General features: G+C 67.9%; 21 protein-coding genes. 11 read left to right on the plus strand and 10 right to left on the minus strand.

All coding sequences use genetic code 11. The features are described 5' to 3' along the window. Window positions 1-2: 2 nt before the first annotated feature. Window positions 3-560, minus strand: coding sequence for a CAP domain-containing protein (locus NEF64_RS14975; protein WP_056405329.1), 558 nt, complete (start codon window positions 558-560; stop codon window positions 3-5). A gap of 43 nt (window positions 561-603) precedes the next feature. Between NEF64_RS14975 and hemW the strand changes: the two genes are divergently transcribed. Further along, the gene (gene hemW / locus NEF64_RS14980; protein ID WP_056405652.1) at window positions 604-1776 is read left to right on the plus strand and encodes a radical SAM family heme chaperone HemW; all 1173 of its coding nucleotides are present in this window, start codon (window positions 604-606) and stop codon (window positions 1774-1776) included. 122 nt (window positions 1777-1898) lie between these two features. Here the strand turns inward: hemW and NEF64_RS14985 are convergent, their stop codons facing one another. Next, window positions 1899-3113, minus strand: coding sequence for a penicillin-binding protein activator (locus tag NEF64_RS14985; protein ID WP_056405327.1), 1215 nt, complete (start codon window positions 3111-3113; stop codon window positions 1899-1901). 10 nt (window positions 3114-3123) lie between these two features. Between NEF64_RS14985 and rsmI the strand changes: the two genes are divergently transcribed. The 4 genes from rsmI (at window position 3124) to NEF64_RS15005 (ending at window position 6068) form a co-directional block, all read left to right on the plus strand. Continuing rightward, a complete protein-coding gene (gene rsmI, locus NEF64_RS14990; RefSeq protein ID WP_234387743.1) occupies window positions 3124-3969 on the plus strand; it encodes a 16S rRNA (cytidine(1402)-2'-O)-methyltransferase in 846 nt (281 codons plus the stop codon). Continuing rightward, a complete protein-coding gene (locus NEF64_RS14995; RefSeq protein WP_056405322.1) occupies window positions 3966-4364 on the plus strand; it encodes a YraN family protein in 399 nt (132 codons plus the stop codon). Before rsmI ends, NEF64_RS14995 begins: the two co-directional genes overlap by 4 nt. A gap of 64 nt (window positions 4365-4428) precedes the next feature. Beyond that, window positions 4429-5382, plus strand: a complete 954-nt coding sequence (gene gshB / locus NEF64_RS15000) for a glutathione synthase (protein ID WP_252574097.1) — start codon at window positions 4429-4431, stop codon at window positions 5380-5382. Between the two features lie 86 nt (window positions 5383-5468). Further along, window positions 5469-6068, plus strand: a complete 600-nt coding sequence (locus NEF64_RS15005) for a DedA family protein (protein ID WP_056405318.1) — start codon at window positions 5469-5471, stop codon at window positions 6066-6068. Between the two features lie 8 nt (window positions 6069-6076). Here NEF64_RS15005 and NEF64_RS15010 read toward each other — a convergent pair whose 3' ends face one another. Next, window positions 6077-6976 carry a tyrosine recombinase XerC gene (locus NEF64_RS15010; protein WP_235516272.1) on the minus strand — a complete coding sequence of 300 codons (900 nt, stop codon included), beginning with the start codon at window positions 6974-6976 and terminating at the stop codon, window positions 6077-6079. 140 nt (window positions 6977-7116) lie between these two features. On the opposite strand from NEF64_RS15010, the gene NEF64_RS15015 reads away from it, so the two are divergent. The 3 genes from NEF64_RS15015 to NEF64_RS15025 all read left to right on the plus strand — a co-directional run bounded on the left by NEF64_RS15015 (window position 7117) and on the right by NEF64_RS15025 (window position 11912). Beyond that, complete coding sequence (locus NEF64_RS15015; protein ID WP_236701843.1) at window positions 7117-8523, plus strand: sensor domain-containing diguanylate cyclase; 1407 nt, start codon at window positions 7117-7119, stop codon at window positions 8521-8523. A gap of 88 nt (window positions 8524-8611) precedes the next feature. Beyond that, window positions 8612-10783, plus strand: a complete 2172-nt coding sequence (locus tag NEF64_RS15020; RefSeq protein WP_056405316.1) for a primosomal protein N' — start codon at window positions 8612-8614, stop codon at window positions 10781-10783. A gap of 46 nt (window positions 10784-10829) precedes the next feature. Continuing rightward, complete coding sequence (locus tag NEF64_RS15025; RefSeq protein WP_056405315.1) at window positions 10830-11912, plus strand: acyltransferase family protein; 1083 nt, start codon at window positions 10830-10832, stop codon at window positions 11910-11912. Between the two features lie 6 nt (window positions 11913-11918). On the opposite strand, the gene NEF64_RS15030 is transcribed toward NEF64_RS15025, so the two are convergent. From NEF64_RS15030 to NEF64_RS15050, 5 genes are all read right to left on the minus strand, one after another. Further along, complete coding sequence (locus NEF64_RS15030; RefSeq protein WP_031441853.1) at window positions 11919-12173, minus strand: ATP synthase F1 subunit epsilon; 255 nt, start codon at window positions 12171-12173, stop codon at window positions 11919-11921. Window positions 12174-12299: 126 nt separating this feature from the next. Next, the gene (atpD, locus tag NEF64_RS15035) at window positions 12300-13772 is read right to left on the minus strand and encodes a F0F1 ATP synthase subunit beta (RefSeq protein ID WP_037530472.1); all 1473 of its coding nucleotides are present in this window, start codon (window positions 13770-13772) and stop codon (window positions 12300-12302) included. 17 nt (window positions 13773-13789) lie between these two features. Then, complete coding sequence (locus NEF64_RS15040; RefSeq protein ID WP_056405313.1) at window positions 13790-14683, minus strand: F0F1 ATP synthase subunit gamma; 894 nt, start codon at window positions 14681-14683, stop codon at window positions 13790-13792. A gap of 70 nt (window positions 14684-14753) precedes the next feature. Then, window positions 14754-16283: a F0F1 ATP synthase subunit alpha gene (gene atpA, locus NEF64_RS15045; protein WP_031394432.1), complete on the minus strand. Its 1530-nt coding sequence runs from the start codon at window positions 16281-16283 to the stop codon at window positions 14754-14756. Window positions 16284-16285: 2 nt separating this feature from the next. Continuing rightward, window positions 16286-16855, minus strand: a complete 570-nt coding sequence (locus tag NEF64_RS15050; protein WP_056405311.1) for a F0F1 ATP synthase subunit delta — start codon at window positions 16853-16855, stop codon at window positions 16286-16288. Between the two features lie 327 nt (window positions 16856-17182). On the opposite strand from NEF64_RS15050, the gene NEF64_RS15055 reads away from it, so the two are divergent. Both NEF64_RS15055 and NEF64_RS15060 read left to right on the plus strand, forming a co-directional pair. Beyond that, window positions 17183-17860, plus strand: coding sequence for a dienelactone hydrolase family protein (locus NEF64_RS15055; protein ID WP_056405309.1), 678 nt, complete (start codon window positions 17183-17185; stop codon window positions 17858-17860). Between the two features lie 78 nt (window positions 17861-17938). Further along, on the plus strand, window positions 17939-19024 hold the full coding sequence (locus NEF64_RS15060; RefSeq protein WP_051916678.1) for a bifunctional transcriptional activator/DNA repair enzyme AdaA: 1086 nt from the start codon (window positions 17939-17941) through the stop codon (window positions 19022-19024). A 27-nt stretch (window positions 19025-19051) separates the two neighbouring features. On the opposite strand, the gene NEF64_RS15065 is transcribed toward NEF64_RS15060, so the two are convergent. Then, a complete protein-coding gene (locus tag NEF64_RS15065; RefSeq protein WP_235516270.1) occupies window positions 19052-20638 on the minus strand; it encodes a hypothetical protein in 1587 nt (528 codons plus the stop codon). 79 nt (window positions 20639-20717) lie between these two features. After that, a complete protein-coding gene (locus NEF64_RS15070) occupies window positions 20718-22235 on the minus strand; it encodes a S1C family serine protease (RefSeq protein WP_056405306.1) in 1518 nt (505 codons plus the stop codon). 131 nt (window positions 22236-22366) lie between these two features. Between NEF64_RS15070 and NEF64_RS15075 the strand changes: the two genes are divergently transcribed. Next, a complete protein-coding gene (locus NEF64_RS15075) occupies window positions 22367-23893 on the plus strand; it encodes a TadA family conjugal transfer-associated ATPase (protein ID WP_166746812.1) in 1527 nt (508 codons plus the stop codon). Window positions 23894-24217 lie beyond the last annotated feature (324 nt).

Genomic DNA, 24217 nt, shown 5'->3' on the forward strand with positions numbered 1-24217 from the left:
ACCTAGTAGCTACGCTCGCCCACCACATTGCCCGGCGGCGAATAGCGGCACACCAGATAATCGTCGCGTTCGTTGCTCGCCATCGCGCATCCCACCGCGGTTGATCTGCGCCAGACGATCTGCGTGTAGTGCGCGACATCCTCATATTTGCCGGTCCGGCTGAACGCGGGCGTCACGCCGTTGACGAAATCCTTCCGTTCGGCGACCCAGTGGCCGATCATCTCGGGATAGGCATAGGCATAGCGCGTGCCGGTCCACAGATTCTCGCCCTCGCGGCCGGGCCCCTGAACCTGATGCGCATGCGCAAATTTGCGCGTGTTGGCCATTTCCTCGGCATAGGCACGCGCGGTGGTCGCGAGCGTATCGCTCCACACCAGCGGCGGGACACCCACCGCCGCCCGCGCGGTATTGTGCCCGTCCATCATCGCCGCCTTGAGGAGAGCAGGCCCGCGCGGCGCCGGCGCCTGTGTCTCGCGCCGCTCCACGACGCGTTCCGGCCCCTGCGCGCAAGCTCCGGCGAACAACGCCGCCGCAACTGCCAGACCCAACCGAACCGTCATTGCGCTTCCTTCTGTCGCTCCGTGCGACCATATGCGCGAGATAATGCCCCCGATCGAAACGCCAAGCCCCGCCCCGCCGTCCTCGGGGGACCTCGCGCTCTACGTCCATTGGCCGTTCTGTGTGTCGAAATGCCCCTATTGCGACTTCAACAGCCATGTCCGCGAGGGCGTCGACCAGGCGGCGTGGCGCGCGGCGCTGCTCACCGACCTCGCGCACGAAGCGTCGGTGCTGCCGGGACGCAAGCTTCAGTCGATCTTCTTCGGCGGCGGCACGCCCTCGCTGATGCCGCCCGCAACGGTCGCCGCGATCCTCGACGCCGCCGAACGCGCCTGGGGCTTTGCCGAGGGGATCGAGATCACGCTCGAGGCCAATCCCTCCTCGGTCGAGGCCGCGCGCTTTGCCGATCTTGCCAGCGCGGGCGTCAACCGCGTGTCGCTGGGACTTCAGTCGCTCGACGATCAGGCTCTGAAATTCCTCGGCCGCGCGCATGACGTGAACGAGGGGCAGGCGGCGCTGGCGACCGCGCAGAGAGTCTTTCCGCGCGTGAGTTTCGACCTGATCTATGCGCTCCCCGGCCAGCGGCTTGCCGACTGGCGGGCCGAGCTCGCGCGCGCGCTGAGCTTCGGGACCGAGCATCTGTCGCTCTATCAGCTGACGATCGAGCCCGGCACGCGGTTCGCGACCGAGGCGCTCGCGGGGCGCATCGTCATTCCCGACGGCGACAGCGCGGCGGACCTGTTCGAGGCGACGCGCGCCGACACCGAAGCCGCCGGGCTCCCAGCCTATGAAACCTCGAACCACGCGCGGCCGGGGTCGGAGAGTCGCCATAATCTGGCGTACTGGCGCTATCAGGATTATGCCGGGATCGGTCCCGGCGCGCATGGCCGCCGCGGTGGCCTGGCGACGGTGCGTCGCAAGAAGCCCGAAAACTGGCTCGCCGCGATCGAGCGCAACGGCCACGGGATGGAGGTCGAGGACCCGCTCACCCCCTCGACGCGCGCGACCGAGGCGTTGCTGATGGGGCTGCGCCTGGCCGAGGGAGTCGATCTCGACCGGATTACGCGGCTCAATGGCGGCGCGATGCCGGTCGATCTCGCCGCGGTGGCGCGGCTGGAAGCGCTCGGACTGATCGCCCACACGCCGGGCCGGCTGCGCGTGACCGATGCGGGTGCGCTCCTGCTGGACGCGATCCTGCCGGAGATCGTGACGGCGTAACGCCCCCACCCATGTCATTCCCGCGGAGGCGGGAAGCCAGACTGGCTAGCCGCGCGACTTGAATCGCAACCGATCATCCGTATGGATCCCCGCCTCCGCGGGGATGACGAACGGAGTCGGCGTCAGCCGCCGAAGCCGCTCGGCGCGGGCGAGACAACAGTGGTGGTCCCCCCGCGGATTTCCTTCACCTCCAGCGCACGCTCGGCGACATTGTCGCGGCCGAAGCGGAACGCGCCGTCGATGCCCGAAAAGCCGTCGCCATCGCGCAGCCGCGACACGGGGAACGCCGTCCCCGGCTTCCAGTCGCGCGCGATCCGCACCGTCAGCAGCACCGAATCATAGCCGAGACTCGACAGGCGATAGGGTCCGCTGCCGAAGCGTGCACGGTATTTGGCGGCATATTGCCGGTACAGCGTATCCGACACGCTAGCATACCAGGCGCCGTTCAATGCCGGCTTGGCGGCGACGCTCGATTCGGAATTCCACAGCTCGGTGCCGAGGATCCGGGTCGATGCGCCCGCCCCGCGCTTCACCAGCGCCGCCGCCCCCGCCGCGGTCGAACCGCTGTCGGCGATCAGCACGGCATCATAGGGTGCCTTCGCCGCGAGCCGCGTGACCGCCCCCGACACGCCACCGGCGGTCCGGCCATAGGTCTGGAGCGACACGACCTGGCCGCCCGCCCCCTCGACCGCGCGGAGGAATGCGGTCGAGGCACGCTCGCCATACAGCCCGTTCGGGACCAGCCCGGCAAAGTTCGACACGCCGCGCTCGCGCGCAAAATCGACGACGCGCGAAATCGACTGGGTCGGCACATAGCCCATCAGATAGGCGCCGTTGCCGGCCACCCCGAGATCGTTCGAGAAGCTCAGCACCGGCACGCCCGCCGCGCGCGCAATTGGTGCGACCGTCCGCACGTCCTCGGACAGCAGCGGCCCGAGGATCAGCTGCGCGCCTTCTGCGATCGCGCGCTGGGCCGCGGCCGCGGCACCCGTCGCGGTATCGTAATTGGTGATCCGCACGCGCTGGTTCTGCGTGTCGAGCAGCGCCATCATCGTCGCATTGGCGATCGACGTGCCGACCCCCGCATTGCTTCCCGACAGCGGCACGAGCAGCGCGACGCGGTTGCGCTCGGCATCGCGGGGGATGCCGGTTTCGACCCCGATCGTCGGCGTGTCGGTAGGACGGGTGGTCGGGCGCTGCTGCGACGGCTCGACGGGACCGCGCGGGACGATCGTCTGGCACGCGCCCAGCAGGCAGGCCATCGTGAGCGCGGCCGAGCGCCCAAACGCGCGCATCCGGTGCCGGGCCGATTGCCCTATCGTCGCTGCGTCTGCCATGACAATCCCCATGAACCCTGAAACTCCACTGAACCCCGGCCTTTACATCGTCGCGACGCCGATCGGCAATCTCGGTGATCTGTCGCCGCGTGCCGCCGACATCCTAGCGCGTGCCGACGTCGTCGCGGTCGAGGACAGCCGTGTCACCGCCGGTCTGCTCCGCCATGTCGGTACCAAGACGCCGATGGTCCCCTATCATGATCACAGCGCCGAGGGCGTCCGCCCCGCGCTGATCGCGCGGATGGCGACCGAGGCGGTGGCGCTGGTGTCCGACGCGGGCACGCCGCTGATTTCCGATCCCGGATTCAAGCTGGTGCGCGACGCGCGCGCGGCGGGGCATCTCGTGGTGACGATCCCCGGCCCCTGCGCCGCGGTCGCCGCGCTCACGCTGGCTGGCCTGCCGACCGATCGCTTCCTGTTCGTCGGCTTCCTGCCGTCCAAGGCGCATGCCCGGTCGGAGGCGATCGCCGAGATCGCCACGATCCGCGCGACGCTGGTGCTCTACGAATCCGGTCCGCGGCTCGGTGCCAGCCTTGCCGCGCTCGCCGAAGGACTCGGCGACCGTGAGGCGGCGGTCACGCGCGAGATCACCAAGCGGTTCGAGGAGGCGGTGACCGGTACGCTGACGACCCTCGCCACCCGCTACGCCGACGCCCCGCCGCGTGGCGAGATCGTCATCGTCATCGCGCCCCCCGGCGACGCCCCCCCGGCCAGCGCGGCGGATGCCGACGCGGCACTCGCCGACGCGCTGACCCGCCTCTCCACGGGCCAGGCCGCGAGCGAGGTCGCCAAGGCACTCGGGCTCGACCGCAAGACGCTCTACGCCCGCGCGCTCGAACTAAAGGCGAAGGGGTGACCCTCCCCGCCCCGCGCCCCTCGCGCAGGCGGACGGCGAGCACCGCCGATCGACAGGTCGCGGAAGCTGCGGGGCGGCGCGGGGAGAGGCTGGCCGGCTGGTGGCTGCGATTGAAGGGCTGGAGCATCCTCGCCCGCCGCGTGCGGACGCCGGCGGGCGAGGTCGACATCGTCGCGCGCAAGGGGACGCTGGTCGCGTTCGTCGAGGTGAAGACGCGCGCGACCGCCGCCGAACTCGACTTCGCGATCGACGAGCGGCGGCTCGCGCGGGTCGCCGCGGCGGCAGAGTTTTTGATGCCGCGCTATGCCGGGGCGGGCGACGATATCCGCGTCGACGTCATCCTGCTCGCGCCCGGCACGCGCCCCCGCCATATCGAGAATGCATGGATCGGCTGAGCGGGTCGGGTGACTTGCGGCCCGCGCGCTCCTACATGCGCTCGACCGCATAGAAGGAAGACGCATGAGCCTCACCGTCGCCGTCCAGATGGACCCGCTCGACAGCATCAATATCGCGGGCGATTCGACCTTCGCGCTGATGCTCTCCGCACAGGACCGCGGGCACCGCCTGTTCCATTATGCCGCGGAGAATCTCAACTACCGCGACGGCCGGGTCTGGGCGAAGGCGCACCCCGTCACCGTGCAGCGCGTGACCGGCGACCACTTCAGCGTCGGCGAGCCGGTGAACCTCGATCTCGGCGACGAGGCCGACGTCGTGCTCATGCGGCAGGACCCGCCCTTCGATCTCGGCTACATCACCGCGACGCATCTGCTCGAGCGGATCGCCGGCAAGACGCTGGTCGTGAACGACCCCGCACAGGTCCGCAACGCACCCGAAAAGGTGTTCGTGCTCGACTATCCGCAGTTCATGCCCCCGACGCTCGTCACGCGCAGCCTCGACGAGGCGCGCGCCTTCCTGGCCGAGCACGGCGCGATCGTGATCAAGCCGCTCCACGGCAATGGCGGCAAGGCGATCTTCAAGGTCGAATCGGACGGTGCCAACCTGTCCGCGCTGATCGAGGTGTTCAACATGACGTGGCGCGAGCCGCACATGGTCCAGGCGTTCCTTCCCGACGTGGCCAAGGGCGACAAGCGCATCGTGCTCGTCGACGGCGAAGTCGCCGGCGCGATCAACCGCCTGCCGGGTGAGGGCGAGATCCGCTCGAACCTCGCGGTCGGCGGCTCGGCGGAAAAGACCGAACTGACCCCGACCGAGCGCGAGATCTGCGCAGTCCTCGGGCCTGAACTCAAAAAGCGCGGGCTGCTGTTCGTCGGCATCGACGTGATCGGCGGCAAATGGCTGACCGAGATCAACGTGACCTCGCCCACCGGCATCGTCGCGATTGAACGGTTCGACGGCACTGACGTCTCCGCGATGATCTGGGACGCGATTGAGGCTAAGGTCGCGGCGCGGTAGGAAAACCACCATCCCGGTTCAGGCCGGGATGGTGCGACCATACTGTCGAGGGAACACATGCGGCCCCCCGGAAGTATCGGTTAGCCATGACCGAATTCATCATCAACCTGATCGCCTGGGGCGGCTATTTCGGCATCTTCCTGCTGATGGCGCTCGAGAATATCGTGCCCCCCGTGCCGTCCGAGGTGATCATGGGGCTCGGCGGCATTGCCGTCGCGCGCGGCCATATGGCGGTCGTGCCGCTGATCGTCGCGGGCACGGTCGGATCGGTCGCGGGCAATTACTTCTGGTATCATATCGGCCGGAACATCGGCTACGAGCGCTTCCGCCCGTTCGTCGAGCGGCATGGCCGCTGGCTGACGATCGAATGGTCCGACATCGAGAAGGTCCACCGATTCTTCGTGAAGCGCGGCGGCTGGGTGATCTTCGTCTTCCGCTTCATGCCGACCTTCCGGACGATCATCTCGCTGCCGGCTGGCATGACGTACATGCCGTTGTGGAAGTTCGTGATCTGGACCGCTGCGGGCAGCGCGATCTGGAACACCGTGCTCGCCTATGCGGGCATCCTGCTCGGCTCGCGGTTCCAGCAGCTCGACCGCTATGTCGGCCCGGTTTCGGTCGCAACGTTCGTCATCATCGCGCTGGCCTATGGCTGGCGCGTGCTGACATGGAAGCCGAAGGGCTGACCTAAGCGCTACGCCCGGGGATGCGCGTTGCGGTACACGTCCATCAGATGCGCGGCGTCGACCTGCGTGTAGATCTGTGTCGAGCTGAGGCTCGCATGGCCGAGCAGCTCCTGCAACGCGCGCAGGTCCGCCCCGCGTCCCAGCAGATGCGTCGCGAAACTGTGGCGCAGTGCGTGCGGCGTCGTCCGCTCGCCCAGCCCCAGCCGCCCGCGTGCCCCGCGGACTGCGCGGCGCACGATCGCGGGGGCGAGCGGGCCACCCTTCGCGCCCCGGAACAGCGGCTCCCCCGGCACCAGCGCCCAAGGGCACGACGCGACATAGGCCTCGATCGCAGTCCGGACCTGCGGCAACAGCGGCACGATCCGCGTCTTGGCGCGCTTGCCGGTTACCGACAGCGTCTCGCCGAGCGGCAGGATCGCGGGCGTCAGCAGCAGCGCCTCACCGATTCGCAGCCCCGCGCCGTACAGCAGCATCAGCACCGCCCAGTCGCGCGCGCCGATCCACGGCTCGGCAGCGTCGTCGGCGACCTCCCCGGCCAGCGCCACCGCTTCCGCCGGCGAGATGGGCCGCGGCACGCCGCGCTGGACCCGCGGCCCCTTCAGCCGCGGCGGTTCGGCATCCGCATTCGCCCAAGCGAGGAAACCGCGAACCGCGGACAGCTCGCGCGCCGCCGATGCATTCCCCAGCCCCTGCCCGCGCCGATAGGCCAGATAGGCGCGAAGATCTGCCGTGCTCGTCCGCCCCAGCGCCGCGCGGTCGACCGCCCCCGCCCAATGCTCGACAAGGAACGCCGTCAGCCGCTCGGCGACCGCGCGATAGGCGCGCACCGTGTGCACCGACCGCATCCGGTCCCGCGCCAGATGCGTCGCCCAGAGCATCGACGGGGGAAGCGTGTCGGGTGAGGTCATTCCGGCATGCTAGAGCGTTTGAACGACAAAGAAAATTAACTAACGCAGGCCTATTCGAAGACATGTCGCTCCCCGAGTCCGCCCTCCGCGAAATGCCCGGATCACCATCGCGTTTTGCCTCGGCCGACGAGGAACGCCGGGTGGCGACGCTCAACGCGCTCGCGCTTCTCGATACCGAACCGGAACGCGAATTCGACGCGCTCGTCGCGCTGGCAGCCGAAATGCTCGACTGCCCCAGCGCGATGATGACGCTGATCGATCGCGACCGGTTGTGGATCAAGGCCGCCAATGACGGCGAACGCGGCGAGATCGCGCGCGACGTGACCATGTGCAACGTCACCATTCAGGGCTCGGCGCCGCTGGTCGTGGAGGATTTGTCGGGTGATTCGCGATTCGCTGCCAACCCCCTGGTTGCCGCATCCGACGGGGTGCGATTCTATGCCGGTGCCCCGATCCACGCGATCGCCGACGACGGACGACGTCACCCGATCGGCGCGCTGTGCGTGCTCGACACCCATCCGCGCAGCCTGAACGCAGCAGGGCGGAAAGCGCTTGTGCATCTCGCCACGCTTGCCGAGGCTGCGATCGCCGCGCGGACCGCGGCAATGCAGGCGCTGGCGATCGCGGTGACCGCGGATCGCCAGTCGTCCGTTCTCGCTCGCCAGGATCGCATCTTCCGCCAGGCGGAACGGATGGCGGCGATCGGATCGTGGCGGGTGCTGTGGCCCGACGGTCCGCTCGAATGGTCCGACGGCGTCTTCCGGATCCACGAGCTGCCGCTTGGCGCGCAACCCGACCCGTCGAAGGCGATCGATCACTATCCCCCCCATGCCCGCGAACAGATCGCGCAGGCGCTCACCGACGTCATCCGGACCGGTGTGCCGATCGATCTCGAACTCGATTTCACCACTGCACTGGGCAATCCACGACGCGTGCGCGTGCAGGGCGAGCTCGAACATGCGGCCCAGCGGAACGTGGACGGTCCCGTCGCGATCGTCGGCATCTTCCAGGACGTGACCGAGCGTCACGCGCTCGAACTCACGCTGCGACGCACGGCCGAAACCGATGCGCTTACCGGTCTCGCCAACCGGGCCGCCTTCGACCGGGCGCTCGACGCGGCCATCACGCGCGCGCGTACAGCGGCAACGCCGTTGCTGCTCGCGCTGGTCGATCTCGACGGGTTCAAGGCGATCAACGACACGCTCGGCCACAACGCGGGCGACGACGTGCTGCGCGGCGTCGGCCAGATCCTGCAGGCGCCATGGCTTCGCGGCAGCCTAGCCGCGCGGCTTGGCGGTGACGAATTCGCGGTGATCGTCGACGACCCCGCGCTGGTCGGTGCACCCGAGGAGATCGTCAGCCGCCTGCAGGAGGCGTTGCAGGTGCCGGTCTCGGTCGACGGCCTGGCGATGATCAGCGCGGGCACGGTCGGCATCGCCGCGCTCGAAGCCGATTGCCAGACGGTCCGCGATTTCGTCCACCGCGTCGACATCGTCCTCTACCGCGCCAAGCGCGAACGGATCGGCGAACGGCGCCGCGCCGCCTGATCGGGTTCAGCCCGATGGGCGCCGCGACAACGACCACACGCCGCTAAAAGGTTTCCGTCGAGTCGATCTGCCCCCATATGCATCGGCCATGTCGTCGCGCGCCCGTGTCCTGATCCTCAACGCCGCCCTCGGGCCGCTCGACTATCGCGTGCCCGCGGGCATGGACGTCGCGCCCGGCTCGATCGTCGTCGCGCCGCTCGGCCCGCGCCAGCTGCTCGGCGTGGTGTGGGAGGCGGAGCGGATGCCGTCCGATGCGGAGGTCGGCGACAACCGCCTGCGCAATCTCCTCGCGGTCTCGGACGTGCCGCCGCTCGGTGCGCCGCTTCGCCGGCTGATCGAATGGACCGCCGATTATTATCTGGCGCCCCCCGCCTCGGTGCTGCGGATGTCGCTCGCCTCGACTTCCGCGCTCGAGGGCGCGCGCACCGCGACCGAATATCGCGCGACCGGCACGATCCCCCCGCGCCTGACGCCGCAACGCGAACAGGCGCTCGAACGGATCGGCGATCGCCAGGGCCTGATCCGCGAACTGGCGCAGCTCGCCGAGGTGAGCGACGCGGTCATTCGCGGTCTCGTCAAGGTCGGTGGGATCGAGGCGGTCGAGGTGGATATCGACAGCCCCTACCCTGTCCCCGACCCGCTGCATCACGTCCCCACCCTGTCGCCCGATCAGCGCGCGGCGGCGGACTCGCTCGTCAAAGGCGTCGCCGACCACATCTTCACGCCGACCTTGCTCGACGGCGTGACCGGTTCAGGCAAGACCGAGGTCTATTTCGAGGCGGTCGCGCAGGCGATCCGTGACGGCCGCCAGACGCTGGTCCTGCTCCCCGAGATCGCGTTGACCGAGCCGTTCCTCAAGCGCTTCCACGACCGCTTCGGCTGCGAGCCGATCGCGTGGCATTCGGGGCTGCGCTCCACCCAGCGCCGCCGCGCCTGGCGTGCGATCGCGAGCGGCGAGGCGCTGGTGACGGTCGGCGCACGATCCGCGCTGTTCCTGCCCTATCGCGATCTCGGCCTGATCGTCGTCGACGAGGCGCACGAGACCAGCTTCAAGCAGGAAGAAGGCGTGCATTATCATGCGCGCGACGTCGCGGTGATGCGCGGCAAGTTCGAGGGGTGCCCGGTCATCCTCGCGTCCGCCACGCCCGCGATCGAGACCCGCCAGCAGGTCGCGACCGGCCGCTATGCCGAACTGAAGTTGCCCGGCCGGTTCGGCGTGGCGGAAATGCCGACGATCGAACCGATCGACCTTATCAAGGAGCCGCCCGAGCGCGGCCGCTGGCTCGCCCCGCGGCTGGTCCAGGCGATGCAGGCGACGCTGGAGAAGCGCGAACAGGCGCTGCTGTTCCTCAACCGCCGGGGCTATGCACCGCTGACGCTGTGCCGCACCTGCGGGCACCGGTTCCAGTGTCCGAACTGCACTGCGTGGATGGTCGAGCACCGGCTGACGCGGCGGCTCGCCTGTCATCATTGCGGCCATGCCGAGCCGACGCCGCGCGTCTGTCCCGAATGCCAGGGCGAGGATACGCTCGTCGCCTGCGGTCCCGGTGTCGAGCGGATCGCGGACGAGGTCGCCGCGCTGTTTCCCGAGGCGAAGACCGCGGTCGTCACGTCGGACACGATCTGGTCGCCTGCCAAGGCAGCGGAATTCGTCGACCGGATGGAGGCGGGCGATATCGACATCGTCGTCGGCACGCAGCTGGTGACCAAGGGCTATCACTTCCCCAATCTGACGCTGGTCGGCGTCGTCGATGCGGATCTCGGGCTCGACGGCGGCGACCTGCGCGCGGCTGAGCGCACCTTCCAGCAGATCCGCCAGGTGTCGGGGCGTGCCGGGCGCGGCGAGAAGCCCGGCCATGTCTTCATCCAGACGCACAGCCCCGCCGCGCAGGTGATGCAGGCGCTGATCACCGGCGACGCCGACGCCTTTTATGCGGCCGAGACCGAGGCGCGCAAGGATGCGGGCGCGCCGCCCTTTGGCCGTTATGCCGCGATCGTCGTCTCGTCCGAGGATCAGCGCTGCGCACACGACACCGCCAATCTCGTCGGGCGAAGCGCGCCGCAGGTCGAGGGGATGCATGTCTATGGCCCCGCGCCCGCACCGCTCGCGATGCTGCGCGGCCGGCACCGCTACCGCCTGCTCGTCCATGCGAAGCGCGCGCTCGACGTACAGGACGTCATCCGTGCATGGCTCGGCACGCTCGACTGGCCGGCCAAGGTACGCGTTACCGTCGACGTCGATCCCTATAATTTTCTCTGATACGACAGCAACCGACGCTTAACCGCTTGCACGCTATCCAGGGTGGATGTCGGCGCAGCGTGTTACCCCGATCCAATGGCTGCGCGCGCTGGCGGCGACGATGGTCGTTGCCGCGCATGCAGCGAACCTGGTCGATGCGGGTCCGGTCCGGATCACCGGCGCGTTCATCCCGTCGGTGCCCAATCTCGCCGTGGTTGGCATTAGCGGCGTCGATCTCTTCTTCGTCATCAGCGGCTTCGTCATGGCGCAGTCGCTCGCGACCGCACCACGCGATCCCTGGGGCTTTCTCGTCCAGCGCTGGCGCCGCATCGTCCCGCTCTTCGCGCTCGCCAGCATCGCCTATATCCTCGTCGCGACCGAGCCGCAGCCGGTCGAGGCGATGCTGATGTCGATCACCGTCCTCCCGCTGCTCGATGGCGCCGACTATCATCAGCCTTCGCTCTATGTCGGCTGGACGCTGGGCTTCGAATTTGCCTTCTACGCGCTCGTCGCACTCGCGATGACCGCCCGCCACCACAGGACCCGGTGGCTGCTGGTCTCGACGCTGGCCGTTGCGCTGCTCGGCTGCATCGTCCAGCCCGGCTGGGCGCCAGCGCGGCTCCTCTTCAATCCGATGCAGCTGGAATTCGCGTTTGGCCTGCTCGTCTGGATCGCCTGGCGACGGGGCATTGCCGCACCCGTCGCGGCCATCGCCATGGTCTCGGGGATCGCGCTACTCGCCATCGGTATCGCCGTCGGGCTTGGCCCCACGGTCTCGGGCGATGTCCAGGCGGCGGTCGCCGGCACCTCCGGTCTCGCACGCAGCTGGACCTGGGGGCTGCCCTGGGCGCTCGTCCTGCTCGGGGTGATCGACACGCAGGGTGGCGGCCGGTTCGACCGGGCCGTCGCGCGGATCGGCGACGCCTCCTATTCGACCTATCTCGTCCACCCTTGCCTGATCGCGCTGCTGTGGCGCATCGGCGGGATGTTGCCGGAATGCCCGGCGCTGGTCTTCGTCGCGCTAGTCGTGACACCGTCGACGGTCGCGGGGCTCATCGTCCACCGCTGGATCGAACGGCCGCTGCTGCAGGTCCTAGCCCGGCAGCGCAAGGCGGCAGCGCCCGTCGCTACCGACGCGGCGCTCGCCTGAGGCGGTTTACTCGCCCGCCTGCTCGGCGAGAATCGTCAGGCCCTTGGCGTTGACCTCGGCGAAACCACCGCGGATCGCGATCGTCTCGGACGTGCCGTTCTGCGTCCGGTACACCTGCACGCTTCCGTCACGGACGGTCGACATGAACGGCGCATGGCCTTCCAGCACGCCGAAGTCGCCTTCGGTGCCGGGGACGACGACCATATAGACCTCCTCCGACCGGACGAGCTTTTCTGGCGTGACGAGTTCGAAATGCAGCATCTTGTTTGCCTTCTCCCTCTCCCCGTCGGGGAGAGGGTCGGGGTGAGGGGCAGTACCGGGCGAGAGCGCTCGTGGCGGCCCCTCACCCCAACCCTCTCCCCCGAGGGGAGAGGGAGCAGCAGAAGCTTACGCCTCCGCAGCCATCTTCTCGGCCTTGGCGACCGCTTCGTCGATGCCGCCGACCATGTAGAAGGCGCTCTCGGGCAGGTGATCATACTCACCCTCGACCACCGCCTTGAACGAACGGACGGTATCCTCGAGCTGGACGAACTTGCCGCTGATGCCGGTGAAGACCTCGGCGACGTGGAACGGCTGGCTCAGGAACTTCTGGATCTTGCGCGCACGCTGCACGGTGAGCTTATCTTCTTCAGACAGCTCGTCCATGCCGAGAATCGCGATGATGTCCTGCAGCGACTTGTACTTCTGCAGCGTCGACTGGACCGCACGGGCGGTGTCGTAATGCTCCTGGCCGACGACGCGTGGCTCGAGCAGACGCGAGGTCGAGTCGAGAGGATCGACTGCCGGATAAATGCCTAGCTCCGAGATCGCACGGTTGAGGTTGGTCGTCGCATCGAGATGCGCGAACGACGTTGCCGGTGCCGGATCGGTAAGATCGTCCGCGGGAACGTACACGGCCTGCACCGAGGTGATCGACCCCTTGTTGGTCGAGGTGATCCGCTCCTGCAGCGCGCCCATGTCGGTCGACAGCGTCGGCTGATAGCCCACGGCCGACGGAATGCGGCCGAGCAGTGCCGAAACCTCTGCGCCCGCCTGCGTGAAGCGGAAGATGTTGTCGACGAAGAACAGCACGTCCTGGCCTTCGACGTCGCGGAAATATTCGGCGATCGTCAGACCCGAGAGAGCGACGCGTGCGCGTGCGCCCGGCGGCTCGTTCATCTGGCCGAATACGAGCGCGACCTTCGAGCCTTCCGACTGCGGATTGCCGTCGGCATCCTTGGCAATGACGCCTGCGTCGAGGAACTCGTGGTACAGATCGTTACCCTCGCGGGTACGCTCGCCGACGCCCGCAAACACCGAGGTGCCGCCGTGGCCCTTGGCGATGTTGTTGATCAGTTCCTGGATCAGCACGGTCTTGCCGACGCCGGCGCCGCCGAACAGGCCGATCTTGCCGCCCTTTGCATAGGGTGCGAGCAGATCGATGACCTTGATGCCCGTGACCAGGATCGCACTCTCGGTCGACTGGTCGACGAACAGCGGTGCCGATGCGTGGATCGGGGCAGTCTGCTCTGCGCCGACGGGGCCACGCTCGTCGATCGGCTCGCCGATAACGTTGAGGATGCGGCCGAGCGTCTTCGGGCCGACGGGCACGCGGATCTGCGAGCCGGTGTCGGTGACGGTCTGGCCGCGGGTCAGACCCTCGGTCGCGTCCATCGCGATCGTGCGGACGGTGTTCTCGCCGAGATGCTGCGCGACTTCGAGGACGAGCCGGTTGCCGTTATTGTCGGTTTCGAGCGCCGACAGAATCGCGGGCAGGTTGTCGGGGAAATGCACGTCGACGACCGCGCCGATCACCTGCGAGATGCGACCCGTGTTGTTCGTTGCCGCCACTGGGGCGATGGTCTCTGGGGCGGTTGCCATTATCTGCTTCCTTGGGCTTACTTGAGCGCTTCGGCGCCCGAGATGATTTCGACCAGCTCGGTCGTGATCGCGGCTTGGCGTGTACGGTTATACTGGATCGAGAGGCGCGTGATCATGTCGCCCGCGTTGCGCGTGGCGTTGTCCATCGCGTTCATGCGGCTGCCCTGCTCCGACGCTGCGTTTTCAAGCAGCGCGCGGAAGATCTGGATCGCGACGTTGCGCGGCAGCAGATCGGCGAGGATCGCTTCCTCGTCGGGCTCATACTCGACCACGGCTTCCGCCGGTGCGTTGGGTTTTGCCTCTGCGCCGGGGATGGTCGAAAGCGGCACGGGAACGATCTGGATGCCGGTCGGCACCTGCACCAGCGCCGAGACGAACTTGGCGTAGAACAGATGCGCGACGTCGAACTGACCCTCGCCGAAGCGCTTGATCAGGTCTTCGGAGATCGCCTGCGCGTCGCTGAACGCGAGCTTCTTGATCCCGCCCATCTCGTGATCGGCGAGAATGTCGTTCGGGAAGAAACGCTTGATCACGCGCCCCTTCTTGCCGGCGACATAGAACTTCACGGTCTTGCCAGCTGCGATCAGCTCTTCGGCCTTGCGGCGTGCCGCACGGACGATGTTGGTGTTGAACGCACCCGCCAGACCACGCTCCGACGTCGCGATGACGATCAGATGGACCTGGTCCTTGCCGGTCCCGGCCAGCAGCGGCGATGCGCCCGGCGCGATGCCGACGCGCCCGGCAAGGCTCGCCATCACCGCTTCGAGCCGCTCGGCATAGGGCCGGCCGGCAACCGCCGCGTCCTGCGCACGGCGCAGTTTCGCAGCGGCGACCATCTTCATCGCCTTGGTGATCTTCTGCGTCGACTTCACCGAGCCGATACGGATCTTGAGTGCCTTGAGGCTCGCCATCTACGTCCCTTTGTTCCCCCGCGACGGCGGAGGCCCAGTCTGCCCCCGCATCAGCGGGGGCATGTTCTACTTATGCAAACGTCTTGGCGAATGCCTCGAGCGCTGCCTTCAGCTTGTCCTTCGCCTCGTTACCCAGATCGCGGGTATCGCGGATCAGCTTGAGCACATCGGCATGGTTCGCGCGCATGTCGGCCAGCAGTGCCTGCTCGTAACGGGTCACGTCGGCGACGGGCACCTTGTCGAGGAAACCGCTGGTGCCGGCGAAGATCGACACGGTCTGCTCCTCGAACGGCAGCGGCGAGAACTGCGCCTGCTTGAGCAGCTCGGTCAGACGCGCACCCCGGTTCAGCAGCTTCTGCGTCGACGCATCGAGATCCGACCCGAACTGCGCGAACGCCGCCATCTCGCGATACTGCGCCAGCTCGAGCTTGATCGAGCCCGACACCTTCTTCATCGCCTTGGTCTGCGCGGCCGAGCCGACGCGGCTGACCGAGAGACCGACGTTGATCGCCGGGCGCACGCCCGAGAAGAACAGGTCGGTTTCGAGGAAGATCTGGCCGTCGGTGATCGAGATCACGTTGGTCGGGATGTACGCCGAAACGTCGCCCGCCTGCGTCTCGATGATCGGCAGCGCGGTCAGCGAGCCGCCGCCATTCGCGTCCGACATCTTGGCCGCACGCTCGAGCAGACGGCTGTGGAGATAGAACACGTCGCCCGGATAGGCTTCACGGCCCGGCGGACGACGCAGCAGCAGCGACATCTGGCGGTAGGCGACGGCCTGCTTCGACAGATCGTCGTAGCAGATGAGTGCGTGCATGCCGCGATCGCGGAAATACTCGCCCATCGCGACGCCGGTATAGGGCGCGAGATACTGGAGCGGTGCGGGGTCCGACGCGGTGGCTGCGACGACGATGGAATATTCCATCGCGCCATTCTCTTCGAGCGTCTTGACGAGCTGCGCGACGGTCGAGCGCTTCTGGCCGATCGCGACATAGACGCAATACAGCTTCTTCGACTCGTCGTCGCCCGCGTTCGCGGTCTTCTGGTTGATGAACGCGTCGATCGCGACGGCCGACTTGCCGGTCTGGCGATCGCCGATGATCAGCTCGCGCTGGCCACGGCCGACGGGAACGAGTGCGTCGATCGCCTTGAGACCGGTCTGGACCGGCTCGCTAACCGACTGGCGCGGAATGATGCCCGGTGCCTTGACCTCGACGCGGCTGCGCTCGGTCGTGTGGATCGGGCCCTTGCCGTCGATCGGGTTGCCGAGGCCATCGACCACGCGGCCGAGCAGCTCCTTGCCGATCGGCACGTCGACGATCGTGCCGGTGCGCTTGACGATGTCGCCTTCCTTGATCTCCGAGTCAGACCCGAAGATCACGACGCCGACATTGTCGGCCTCGAGGTTAAGCGCCATGCCCTGCACGCCGTTCGAGAATTCGACCATCTCGCCGGCCTGGACGTTGTCGAGGCCGAAGATGCGCGCGATGCCGTCGCCGACGCTCAGCACCTGGCCGGTCTCGCTGACCTGGGCCTCGGTGCCGAAATTGGCGATCTGATCCTTGATGATCTTCGAGATTTCTGCGGCGCGGATATCCATGGTCAGCCTTTCATCGCCTGCGCGAGCGTGTTCAAACGGGTGCGGATCGACGAATCGATCATCTGGCTGCCGACGCGGACAACAAGTCCGCCCAGCAGCGATGGGTCGACGTTGAGGTCGACGGAAACTTCACGGCCGACCCGCTGGCGGAGCTGATGCTTCAGCTCGATCACCTGCTCTTCGGACAGCGGATGCGCGGAGGTCACTTCGGCTGCGATCTCGCCGCGATGCTGCGCAGCAAGCGTGCGATACGCCTTGATGATCTTGGCCAGCACGCCGAGCCGGTGGTTCTCGGCCAGCACGCCCAGGAAATTCTTCGTGGTCGCATCGACGCCGAGTTCGTCGGCGACGGCGGAGATCGCCTTCACCGCCGCGCCGCGCGATACCATCGGGCTCGTCGTGAGGTCGCGGAGCGTGTCGGACTGCGCCAGCGCGTCGCGCACGGTCGACAGACTCTGCTCGACCGCGTCGATCGTCTTGGCGTCACGCGCCAGTTCGAACAGGGCGAGCGCATAACGCCCACCTAAGCTCGCCTGGATAGCGCCGCCGCCGTTACCGGGAAGTGTCTCCACGGACCTGTCAATCCTCGTCTGAAACCGAATGTCGCCGTCCCACAAGGGAAGAGGGCGCGAAAGCACCTCTACCGGGACGCGGCGCGGGTAGCATCGGGTTCCACCATTGGCAAGCCGGGCGGGCGGCCGAGACGACTGGTTTGTGACTGTTTTGTCATCGGCAGATGGTTGGAAGGCCCCACCTCGCCCTCTTCATCATACCCGCGCAGGCGGGGATCCATATCCTCCGGACCCAGCGTATTCATCGCAGGGCCTGCCACTATGGGCTCCCGCCTCCGCGGGAATGACGATAATGGCCCGAACAGGATCACACGACAAGGAATCGGAATGACCGGCACGATGGAAACGATGACCATGTCCGACGGCGCGACGATCGCGGTCTATCATGCGCAGCCGACGGGAGACCGTCGCGGCGGTCTCGTCCTCGTGCAAGAGATCTTCGGCGTCACCGACCATATCCGCGATCTGTGCGACGACTATGCGGCCGATGGCTATGAAGTGCTGGCACCCGCCCTGTTCGACCGCGAGCATCCGGGCTTCGAGGCGGACTATTCGGGTGACGGCCTCGCCCGCGGGATCGAGCTTGCGCGGCAGCTCCATCCGTTCGAACTGTCGCTGACCGACGTTCAGACCTGCATCGACTCGCTCGCCCCCGCCGGGCCCGTGTTCGTCGTCGGCTATTGCTATGGGGGGTCGGTCGCGTGGTTCGCCGCTACCCGCCTCACCGGCGTGGCCGCCGCGAGCGGCTATTATGGCAGCATGATCCCGGCGGCGGCCGACGAAGAGCCCAAGGTCCCCGTCATCCTCCATTTCGGCCGCCGCGATCACGGCATTCCGATGGAGGGCGTCGAGCAGGTGATCGCCAAGGACTGGCCGAACGCGACGGTCCATGTCTACGAGGCGGGCCACGGCTTCAACTCGGATCGCCGCAAGGATTATCACGAGCCGAGCGCCGATCTTGCGAAGGCACGCACGCTTGCGCTGTTCCACGCGAACGGCGGCTGAGAAGCGCGGGCGTCTGCTCCCCGGTTTGACCGCAAGCCGCGGGATGCAGCGCCCTGACCGACGCGCTACACCCTGTCCATGACACACACCGCCCCAGATCCGGACACCGCCTGGACCGCCTTTGCCAACCGGGACCGGGCGTGGGACGGTCGGTTCATCGTCGCGGTGAAGACCACCGGTATCTATTGCAAGCCGAGCTGTCCGGCTCGCCATCCCAGACGCGAGAATGTCGTCTTCCATGATGACCCGGCCAGCGCCCGAGCGGCCGGGTTCCGGGCCTGCCTTCGCTGTACCCCGGACACGGTGGGGCGCGACCGGATCGCGGTCGCCGCCGCCGTCGCGTTGCTCGAAGCCACGGACGACCGCCTTTCGCTCGACCGACTCGCGGCGCAGGCGGGCTATGCGCCGCATCATTTCCACCGACTGTTCAAGCGCGCGACCGGGGTCACGCCAGCCGCCTACGCCCGCGGCCTGCGCAGCGCACGCGCCGCCGACGCGCTGACCCGGGAGGCCCACGTCGCAGCCGCGATCTACGATGCGGGCTATGCCGCTCCGAGTCGCTTCTATGCCGGCGCCGCGTCGCGCATGGGGATGCCGCCAAGTGTCTGGGCGCGCGGCGGCGACGGGGTCCGGATCCGCTGGACGGTCGTCGCGACCAGCCTCGGGCCGCTGCTGATCGCCGCGACCGATACGGGGCTGTGCCGCGTGGCGTTCGACGAGGACGCGGCCGCCCTCGTCGAACGCTTTCCCCGCGCGATCGTCACGCCCGGCGATACGGCACTCGCCGATCTCGCGGCGCGCGTCGTCGCCAGCGTCGAATCACCCGAGCGCCAGCACGACCTCCCGCTCGACGTCCGCGGTACCGCGTTCCAGGAGGCGGTCTGGCAGGCACTCGCCCGCATCCCCGCGGGTGAGACGCGCACCTATACGCAACTCGCCGCTGCCGCCGGCACCCCGGCCGCGGTCCGTGCGGTGGGCAGTGCGTGCGGTGCCAATCCGATCGCCATCCTCATCCCCTGCCACCGCGCGCTTCGCACCGACGGGACACTCGGCGGCTACGCCTATGGCCTCGACCGCAAACGCGCGCTGCTGGCGAAAGAGGCGCCGCGCGAACCCGCCCTGTCGCCAGCACATTCGGGCGATCCCCGACCGTCGACATCGTGACGACGGTCGTGGCCCGCGCCCTCGCCGCTAATTCGCCGGTGTCGGCCCAGACGGCGTCGCCGCCACCGTCTCCCCCCGTGCCTTCGCAAGCGCGAGCATCGCCGCGGGCCCCGTCACGCCGGTATCGAGGATCGTGATCAGCCGCGCCGCCGGGTTGTCTGCCGACTGGTGCGGGTCATAGGCGAGCGGGCGCAGTGCGCGTCGGGCAGCATCGGTCTGACCATCCAGGATCGCCTGCGCCGCGACCTTGAAGCGCAGCGCCGGGTCCTGCGGCACCAGCTCGAGCGCGCGACCGATCCCCAGGATCGCAGCCGCGCTGGGAGCCTCGCCCGCCGCGGCGAAGCTGTCATAATAGAGCGACAGCGCCTCGGCATCGTCGGGCGCCTGGCGATTGGCCGTGACGATCCAGCGCCGCGCCGCACCCCATGCTGAAGCGTCGCGCGGTGTCGCCGCATCGGCGCGCCGCATCATCACCTGCGCCTTGTACAGCATCGCCTGGCGCGACGTCGGATCGGCGGCGAGCGCACGATCGGCAGCAGCCAGTGCCGCATCGTCCTGCCCCGCATCATACGCCATCTCGGCAAGCCAGCCCTGCGCGAGCGCATCGTCGGGATAGGCCGCCGCGATCCGGGCGGCGCGCGCGAAGATCGGTGCAGCGGTGGCACGGTTGACGCCGCGCTCTGACTGCATCCGCAGCTCGACCATTGCAGCGGCGCCCGGCGACAACGGCGTCACGGCCACCGGCGCGACGGGCAGCTTATCATACGCGATCCGCAGCCCCGGGATGCGCGACTGGCGCAGATACGCATCGAGCGCCTTGTCGAGCGCGCGCAAGTCGCCGAACGCCGCAGTGGCCGCAGCAACGCTCGGCGTTCCCGCGTTCAGCGCGGTCAGATACTGCTGGAACTGCCGGCCGCGCGCCGCATCGAACATGAGATAGTGCGTCAGCAACCAGCCGCGCCCGTACATCACCCCGCGCTGCTCGTCGGTCAGCTTCTGCCCGGTCGCGAACAAGGTCGCCGCAGGCACCGGCTTCGCCGCGAGCAGGCTGTACGCCCGGTGCTGCGCCGCGCCGCCGAGCTGGACATACTCCTTCTCGAATGCGGCGGTCGAGACGAACTCTGCATAGCCCTCGGAAAACCACGCCGGATAGGCGGCGGCGTAATTGCCCAGCAGGAAGTGATGCGCATATTCGTGGAACAGGACGATCTGCGGAATCCCGCCGCCGCGCGTCGAACGGCTGCCGTCCCCGCCCTCGTCGATCCGCGGGGTGAAGGCGACCGACCCGCTCGCGCGCGGAAGGTAGAATCCGGCGATGCCGCGATCGCCGGACAATCGGCGGATCGCCGCGACGTCGTTCGCGACATAGACGGTGACGCGGTTCGCGCCCTTCGCGCCGGTGCCCTCCGGCGTACGATGGAGATGCCGGATCGCCCCGTCGAACTGCTCGAGCCGCGTCGCCATCGTCGTGAGCGCGGCGGGCGGCATGTCGGCATAGATCTCAAAATGATCGGAGGTCGCGCGCGCCCATTTCGCCGCTGCCGGCGTCCAGGCGCCGACCAGTCCCGCCATGATCGTGACGCTCCACGCCACCCCATGCCTAACTCTGTGCATTACCCGCATCGCCATCCCCCTCAACACCGCCATCCTGCCATGCGGATCGACGCGTGCCGAGGGAGTAAACGAGATTCAATCAGTCTGCCGACGTGCAGGAATAGACGAGCTTCTCATTGGGCAGCGGCGGCAGCGTGGCCCGGACCGCGGACTGCTGGCCGACCAGCCGCGTGATCGCCGCCGGATCGGTCGTGCACTGCCCCGGCGTCTCACCACGCGCCGCCCGCGCCGCGGTCATCCCCGCCGCCGACATCAGATAGCGCGTATTGGCATAGGTCCGCGTCGCCGGGTCGAACGACAGCAGCGACACCGTCTGTTCGGCCTCGGGCACCAGCACGCGCTCCCACCGGCCATTGCCCGCGACATATTGGGTCTTGCCGTTGACGCAGCCGCCCGCACCCCAGCGGAGCGGCACGTCTTCGCTCGACGAGATCGTGATCCGGCTCCGCTCGGGGATCAGCCGGCACATGAGCCGGCCGAGCGCCTTGTCCTCGACCACCGGCCCCGATCGCGCGACCGACGCCGTGGGAAGGTCGACCGCGCCCGACGGCCTGGCCACGAACACGACGACCGCCGCGACCACCGCGACGCCACCGCCCGCGACCGTCCAGATCGCCGCGCGCCGCCGGCCGCGCGATTCGAGCAGCCCCGCCGCACCGATCCCGAGCGCGCCTGCGACCAGCAGCAGCCCCGCGATCGCCATGACGTTCTCGCGCCGGCGCTCCGCCTCGATACGCGCCTGTTCCAGCGCGCGTTCACGCGACAGCGCCGCCTGCGTCGCCACATCACGCCGCGCCGCCGCCGCATCGGCCGCAGCGCGCACGTCTGCGTCGCTGTCCTGCCGCAACCGCTCCTCGATCGAGGTGCACGGCGTTCCGACCGCGGTATAGGGCTGCTTCGCCTCGCGCAGGAACGCGGCGAGTTCGGTATCCGCAATCGCGAAACCGAACGTCGAATCGCCCTCCTCGCCGCGGGTGATCGCGGAATTGACGCCGATCACCCGCCCGCACCGGTCGAGCAGCGGGCCACCCGAATTCCCGCGTGCGATATTGGCGGTGTGCAACAGCACCTCAACATCGCTCAGACTGCGCCGGCCCGAGAACACGCCCTCCGACCGCACCGGGCTGGTCGGGCGGATATAGTCCGCGGCCGAGCGCGCGGTGGCAAGGTCGACGTTGCCGGGAAAGCCCAGCGACACCACCGCCCCGCCCTCATCGATCGGTCCCGTATACAGCGCGGTCTGCGGAAGGCGCGCGCCGGTGAACTCGATCAGCGCCAGATCGCGCTGCACGTCATAGGCGATCACCTTGCCCTGATAGGATTTGTCGCCCTCGGTCGGCACGACGCCGACGACGACATTGTCGGGATAGCGTTCCGCCAGCTCGACGACATGCGCGTTGGTGACGATCCGGTTGGGCGCGACCGCGAAGCCGCTGCCATGACCGAAGCCGACGACCTGATCGTCGACCACTGCGATCGTGACGACTCGCACGACCCCGCGCCCGGTCGCGCTGATGTCATCGGCGCTGGCCGGGGTGGCGATGCCGACCAGCACGGCCAGCGGGAGAACGAACAGGGTGAGCAGGCGGATCAGCATTCGCCTCCCTTATCCGCCCGCGCGCCGCGGCAGAACCCGTTTCAGGACCGCGCCGGGTCGCCGATCGATTGGTTAGCGAATTGGCAAGGCTTCGCCGGTAACCCCGGCATTAACGATCGAGGGACTGGTGCATGAGCGCGTTCGGACGACGCAGTGGGATGAGTGGCGGGACGGCAGCGCGGCCCGCGTTCGGGGTCGCGCGACCGATGCAGGGCGGTGGCCCCGCCCCGCGACCCGATCCCGAGGGCGGCGCGCAATTCCCCGCGCTTGACACCCTACTGCCGATGCCCGGCGAGACCGAGGGCGGCGTGCCGATCGGTCAGGTCGACGCGATGCAGCGACTTGCGGATCGCCAGGCCGCGTCGGGCGATGCGGGCGCGAGCAAGGTCGAGGGCTTCGAACAGTCGATCCACAAGATCAAGGAACAGGTGCTCCCCCGCCTGCTCGAACGCGTCGATCCCGAGGCTGCGGCAACGCTCGGCAAGGACGAGCTGGCGGAGGAATTCCGCCCGATCATCGGCGAGGTGCTCGCCGAGCTGAAGCTGACGCTCAACCGCCGCGAACAGTTCGCGCTGGAAAAGGTGCTGGTCGACGAGCTGCTCGGGCTCGGGCCCTTGGAGGAACTGCTCGCGGATCCGAACATCACCGACATCATGGTGAACGGCCCTGAACAGACCTATGTCGAGCGCAAGGGCAAGCTCGAACTCGCCCCCATCCAGTTCCGCGACGAGGAGCATCTTTTCCAGATCGCGCAGCGGATCGTGAACTCGGTCGGCCGCCGCGTCGACCAGACCACGCCGCTCGCCGACGCCCGCCTCAAGGACGGCAGCCGCGTCAACGTGATCGTGCCGCCGCTCTCCTTGCGCGGCACCGCGATCTCGATTCGTAAGTTTTCGGCCAAGCCGATCACGCTCGACATGATGGCCGGGTTCGGCAGCATGAGCCCCAAGATGGCGACCGCGCTCAAGATCGCCGGCGCGTCGCGCTTCAACGTCGTCATCTCGGGCGGTACCGGCTCGGGCAAGACAACGATGCTCAACGCGCTGTCGAAGATGATCGACCCGGGCGAGCGCGTGCTGACGATCGAGGACGCGGCCGAGCTTCGCCTGCAGCAGCCGCACTGGCTGCCGCTCGAGACGCGCCCCGCCAATCTGGAGGGCCAGGGTGAGATCAGCATCCGCGATCTCGTCAAGAACGCGCTGCGTATGCGCCCCGACCGGATCATCCTGGGCGAAATTCGTGGGTCCGAGTGTTTCGACATGCTCGCGGCCATGAACACCGGTCACGACGGCTCGATGTGCACGCTCCACGCCAACTCCCCGCGCGAGGCGCTCGCGCGTATGGAGAACATGGTGATGATGTCGGACATCAAGGTGCCGAAGGAGGCGATCTCGCGTCAGATCGCCGATTCGGTCGAGCTGATCATCCAGGTGAAGCGCCTGCGCGACGGCTCGCGCCGCGTGACCAACATCACCGAGGTGATCGGCATGGAAGGCCCCGTGATCGTCACGCAGGAGCTGTTCAAGTTCGAATATCTCGACGAGAGCGCGGACGGCAAGATCCTCGGCGAATACCGCTCGATGGGCCTGCGCCCCTACACGCTCGACAAGGCCAAGCAGTTCGGCTTCGACCAGGCCTATCTGGAGGCCTGCCTCTGACCCCTGCCGGCTGCATCAAGGGCAGGTCGTCGAAACGGTGCTAAAACTTCCCATTCTGCTCACGCCTATTTGCGGACATTCGGATCAAATCTATCATCTCTGGTATGGTACGAACCAAAAGATGCGTTGCCGCGATCACCACGGCTTGGTTGTTCCTATCAAGCGTGCCCTCGGACGCCCGACTTCCAAATTTTGACCAAAGATCGGTGCCGCCTGCGCCCCCGGCTGAATACGACCCTATATCCGGTCCGTTTTTGGCTCGAATAGGCTGGAAAGGCGAGCTCGATGATCCGGGGGTGATTGCCAATGCTACAGCGTCTTGGG

It is taken from the genome of Sphingomonas aerolata (assembly GCF_023935825.1).
Lineage (GTDB): Bacteria > Pseudomonadota > Alphaproteobacteria > Sphingomonadales > Sphingomonadaceae > Sphingomonas > Sphingomonas aerolata.

What these genes read in the sequence shown, in the direction of transcription:
- NEF64_RS15020 (WP_056405316.1), top strand. Translation starts at nt 8,612, where the DNA reads ATGTCGTCGCGCGCCCGTGTCCTGATCCTCAACGCCGCCCTCGGGCCG.
- NEF64_RS15075 (WP_166746812.1), top strand. Translation starts at nt 22,367, where the DNA reads ATGAGCGCGTTCGGACGACGCAGTGGGATGAGTGGCGGGACGGCAGCG.
- rsmI (WP_234387743.1), top strand. Translation starts at nt 3,124, where the DNA reads ATGAACCCTGAAACTCCACTGAACCCCGGCCTTTACATCGTCGCGACG.
- NEF64_RS14975 (WP_056405329.1), bottom strand. Translation starts at nt 560, where the DNA reads ATGACGGTTCGGTTGGGTCTGGCAGTTGCGGCGGCGTTGTTCGCCGGA.
- NEF64_RS15025 (WP_056405315.1), top strand. Translation starts at nt 10,830, where the DNA reads ATGTCGGCGCAGCGTGTTACCCCGATCCAATGGCTGCGCGCGCTGGCG.
- gshB (WP_252574097.1), top strand. Translation starts at nt 4,429, where the DNA reads ATGAGCCTCACCGTCGCCGTCCAGATGGACCCGCTCGACAGCATCAAT.
- NEF64_RS15040 (WP_056405313.1), bottom strand. Translation starts at nt 14,683, where the DNA reads ATGGCGAGCCTCAAGGCACTCAAGATCCGTATCGGCTCGGTGAAGTCG.
- NEF64_RS15030 (WP_031441853.1), bottom strand. Translation starts at nt 12,173, where the DNA reads ATGCTGCATTTCGAACTCGTCACGCCAGAAAAGCTCGTCCGGTCGGAG.
- atpA (WP_031394432.1), bottom strand. Translation starts at nt 16,283, where the DNA reads ATGGATATCCGCGCCGCAGAAATCTCGAAGATCATCAAGGATCAGATC.
- NEF64_RS15010 (WP_235516272.1), bottom strand. Translation starts at nt 6,976, where the DNA reads ATGACCTCACCCGACACGCTTCCCCCGTCGATGCTCTGGGCGACGCAT.
- hemW (WP_056405652.1), top strand. Translation starts at nt 604, where the DNA reads ATGCCCCCGATCGAAACGCCAAGCCCCGCCCCGCCGTCCTCGGGGGAC.
- atpD (WP_037530472.1), bottom strand. Translation starts at nt 13,772, where the DNA reads ATGGCAACCGCCCCAGAGACCATCGCCCCAGTGGCGGCAACGAACAAC.
- NEF64_RS15005 (WP_056405318.1), top strand. Translation starts at nt 5,469, where the DNA reads ATGACCGAATTCATCATCAACCTGATCGCCTGGGGCGGCTATTTCGGC.
- NEF64_RS15065 (WP_235516270.1), bottom strand. Translation starts at nt 20,638, where the DNA reads ATGCACAGAGTTAGGCATGGGGTGGCGTGGAGCGTCACGATCATGGCG.
- NEF64_RS15055 (WP_056405309.1), top strand. Translation starts at nt 17,183, where the DNA reads ATGACCGGCACGATGGAAACGATGACCATGTCCGACGGCGCGACGATC.
- NEF64_RS15060 (WP_051916678.1), top strand. Translation starts at nt 17,939, where the DNA reads ATGACACACACCGCCCCAGATCCGGACACCGCCTGGACCGCCTTTGCC.
- NEF64_RS15070 (WP_056405306.1), bottom strand. Translation starts at nt 22,235, where the DNA reads ATGCTGATCCGCCTGCTCACCCTGTTCGTTCTCCCGCTGGCCGTGCTG.
- NEF64_RS14985 (WP_056405327.1), bottom strand. Translation starts at nt 3,113, where the DNA reads ATGGCAGACGCAGCGACGATAGGGCAATCGGCCCGGCACCGGATGCGC.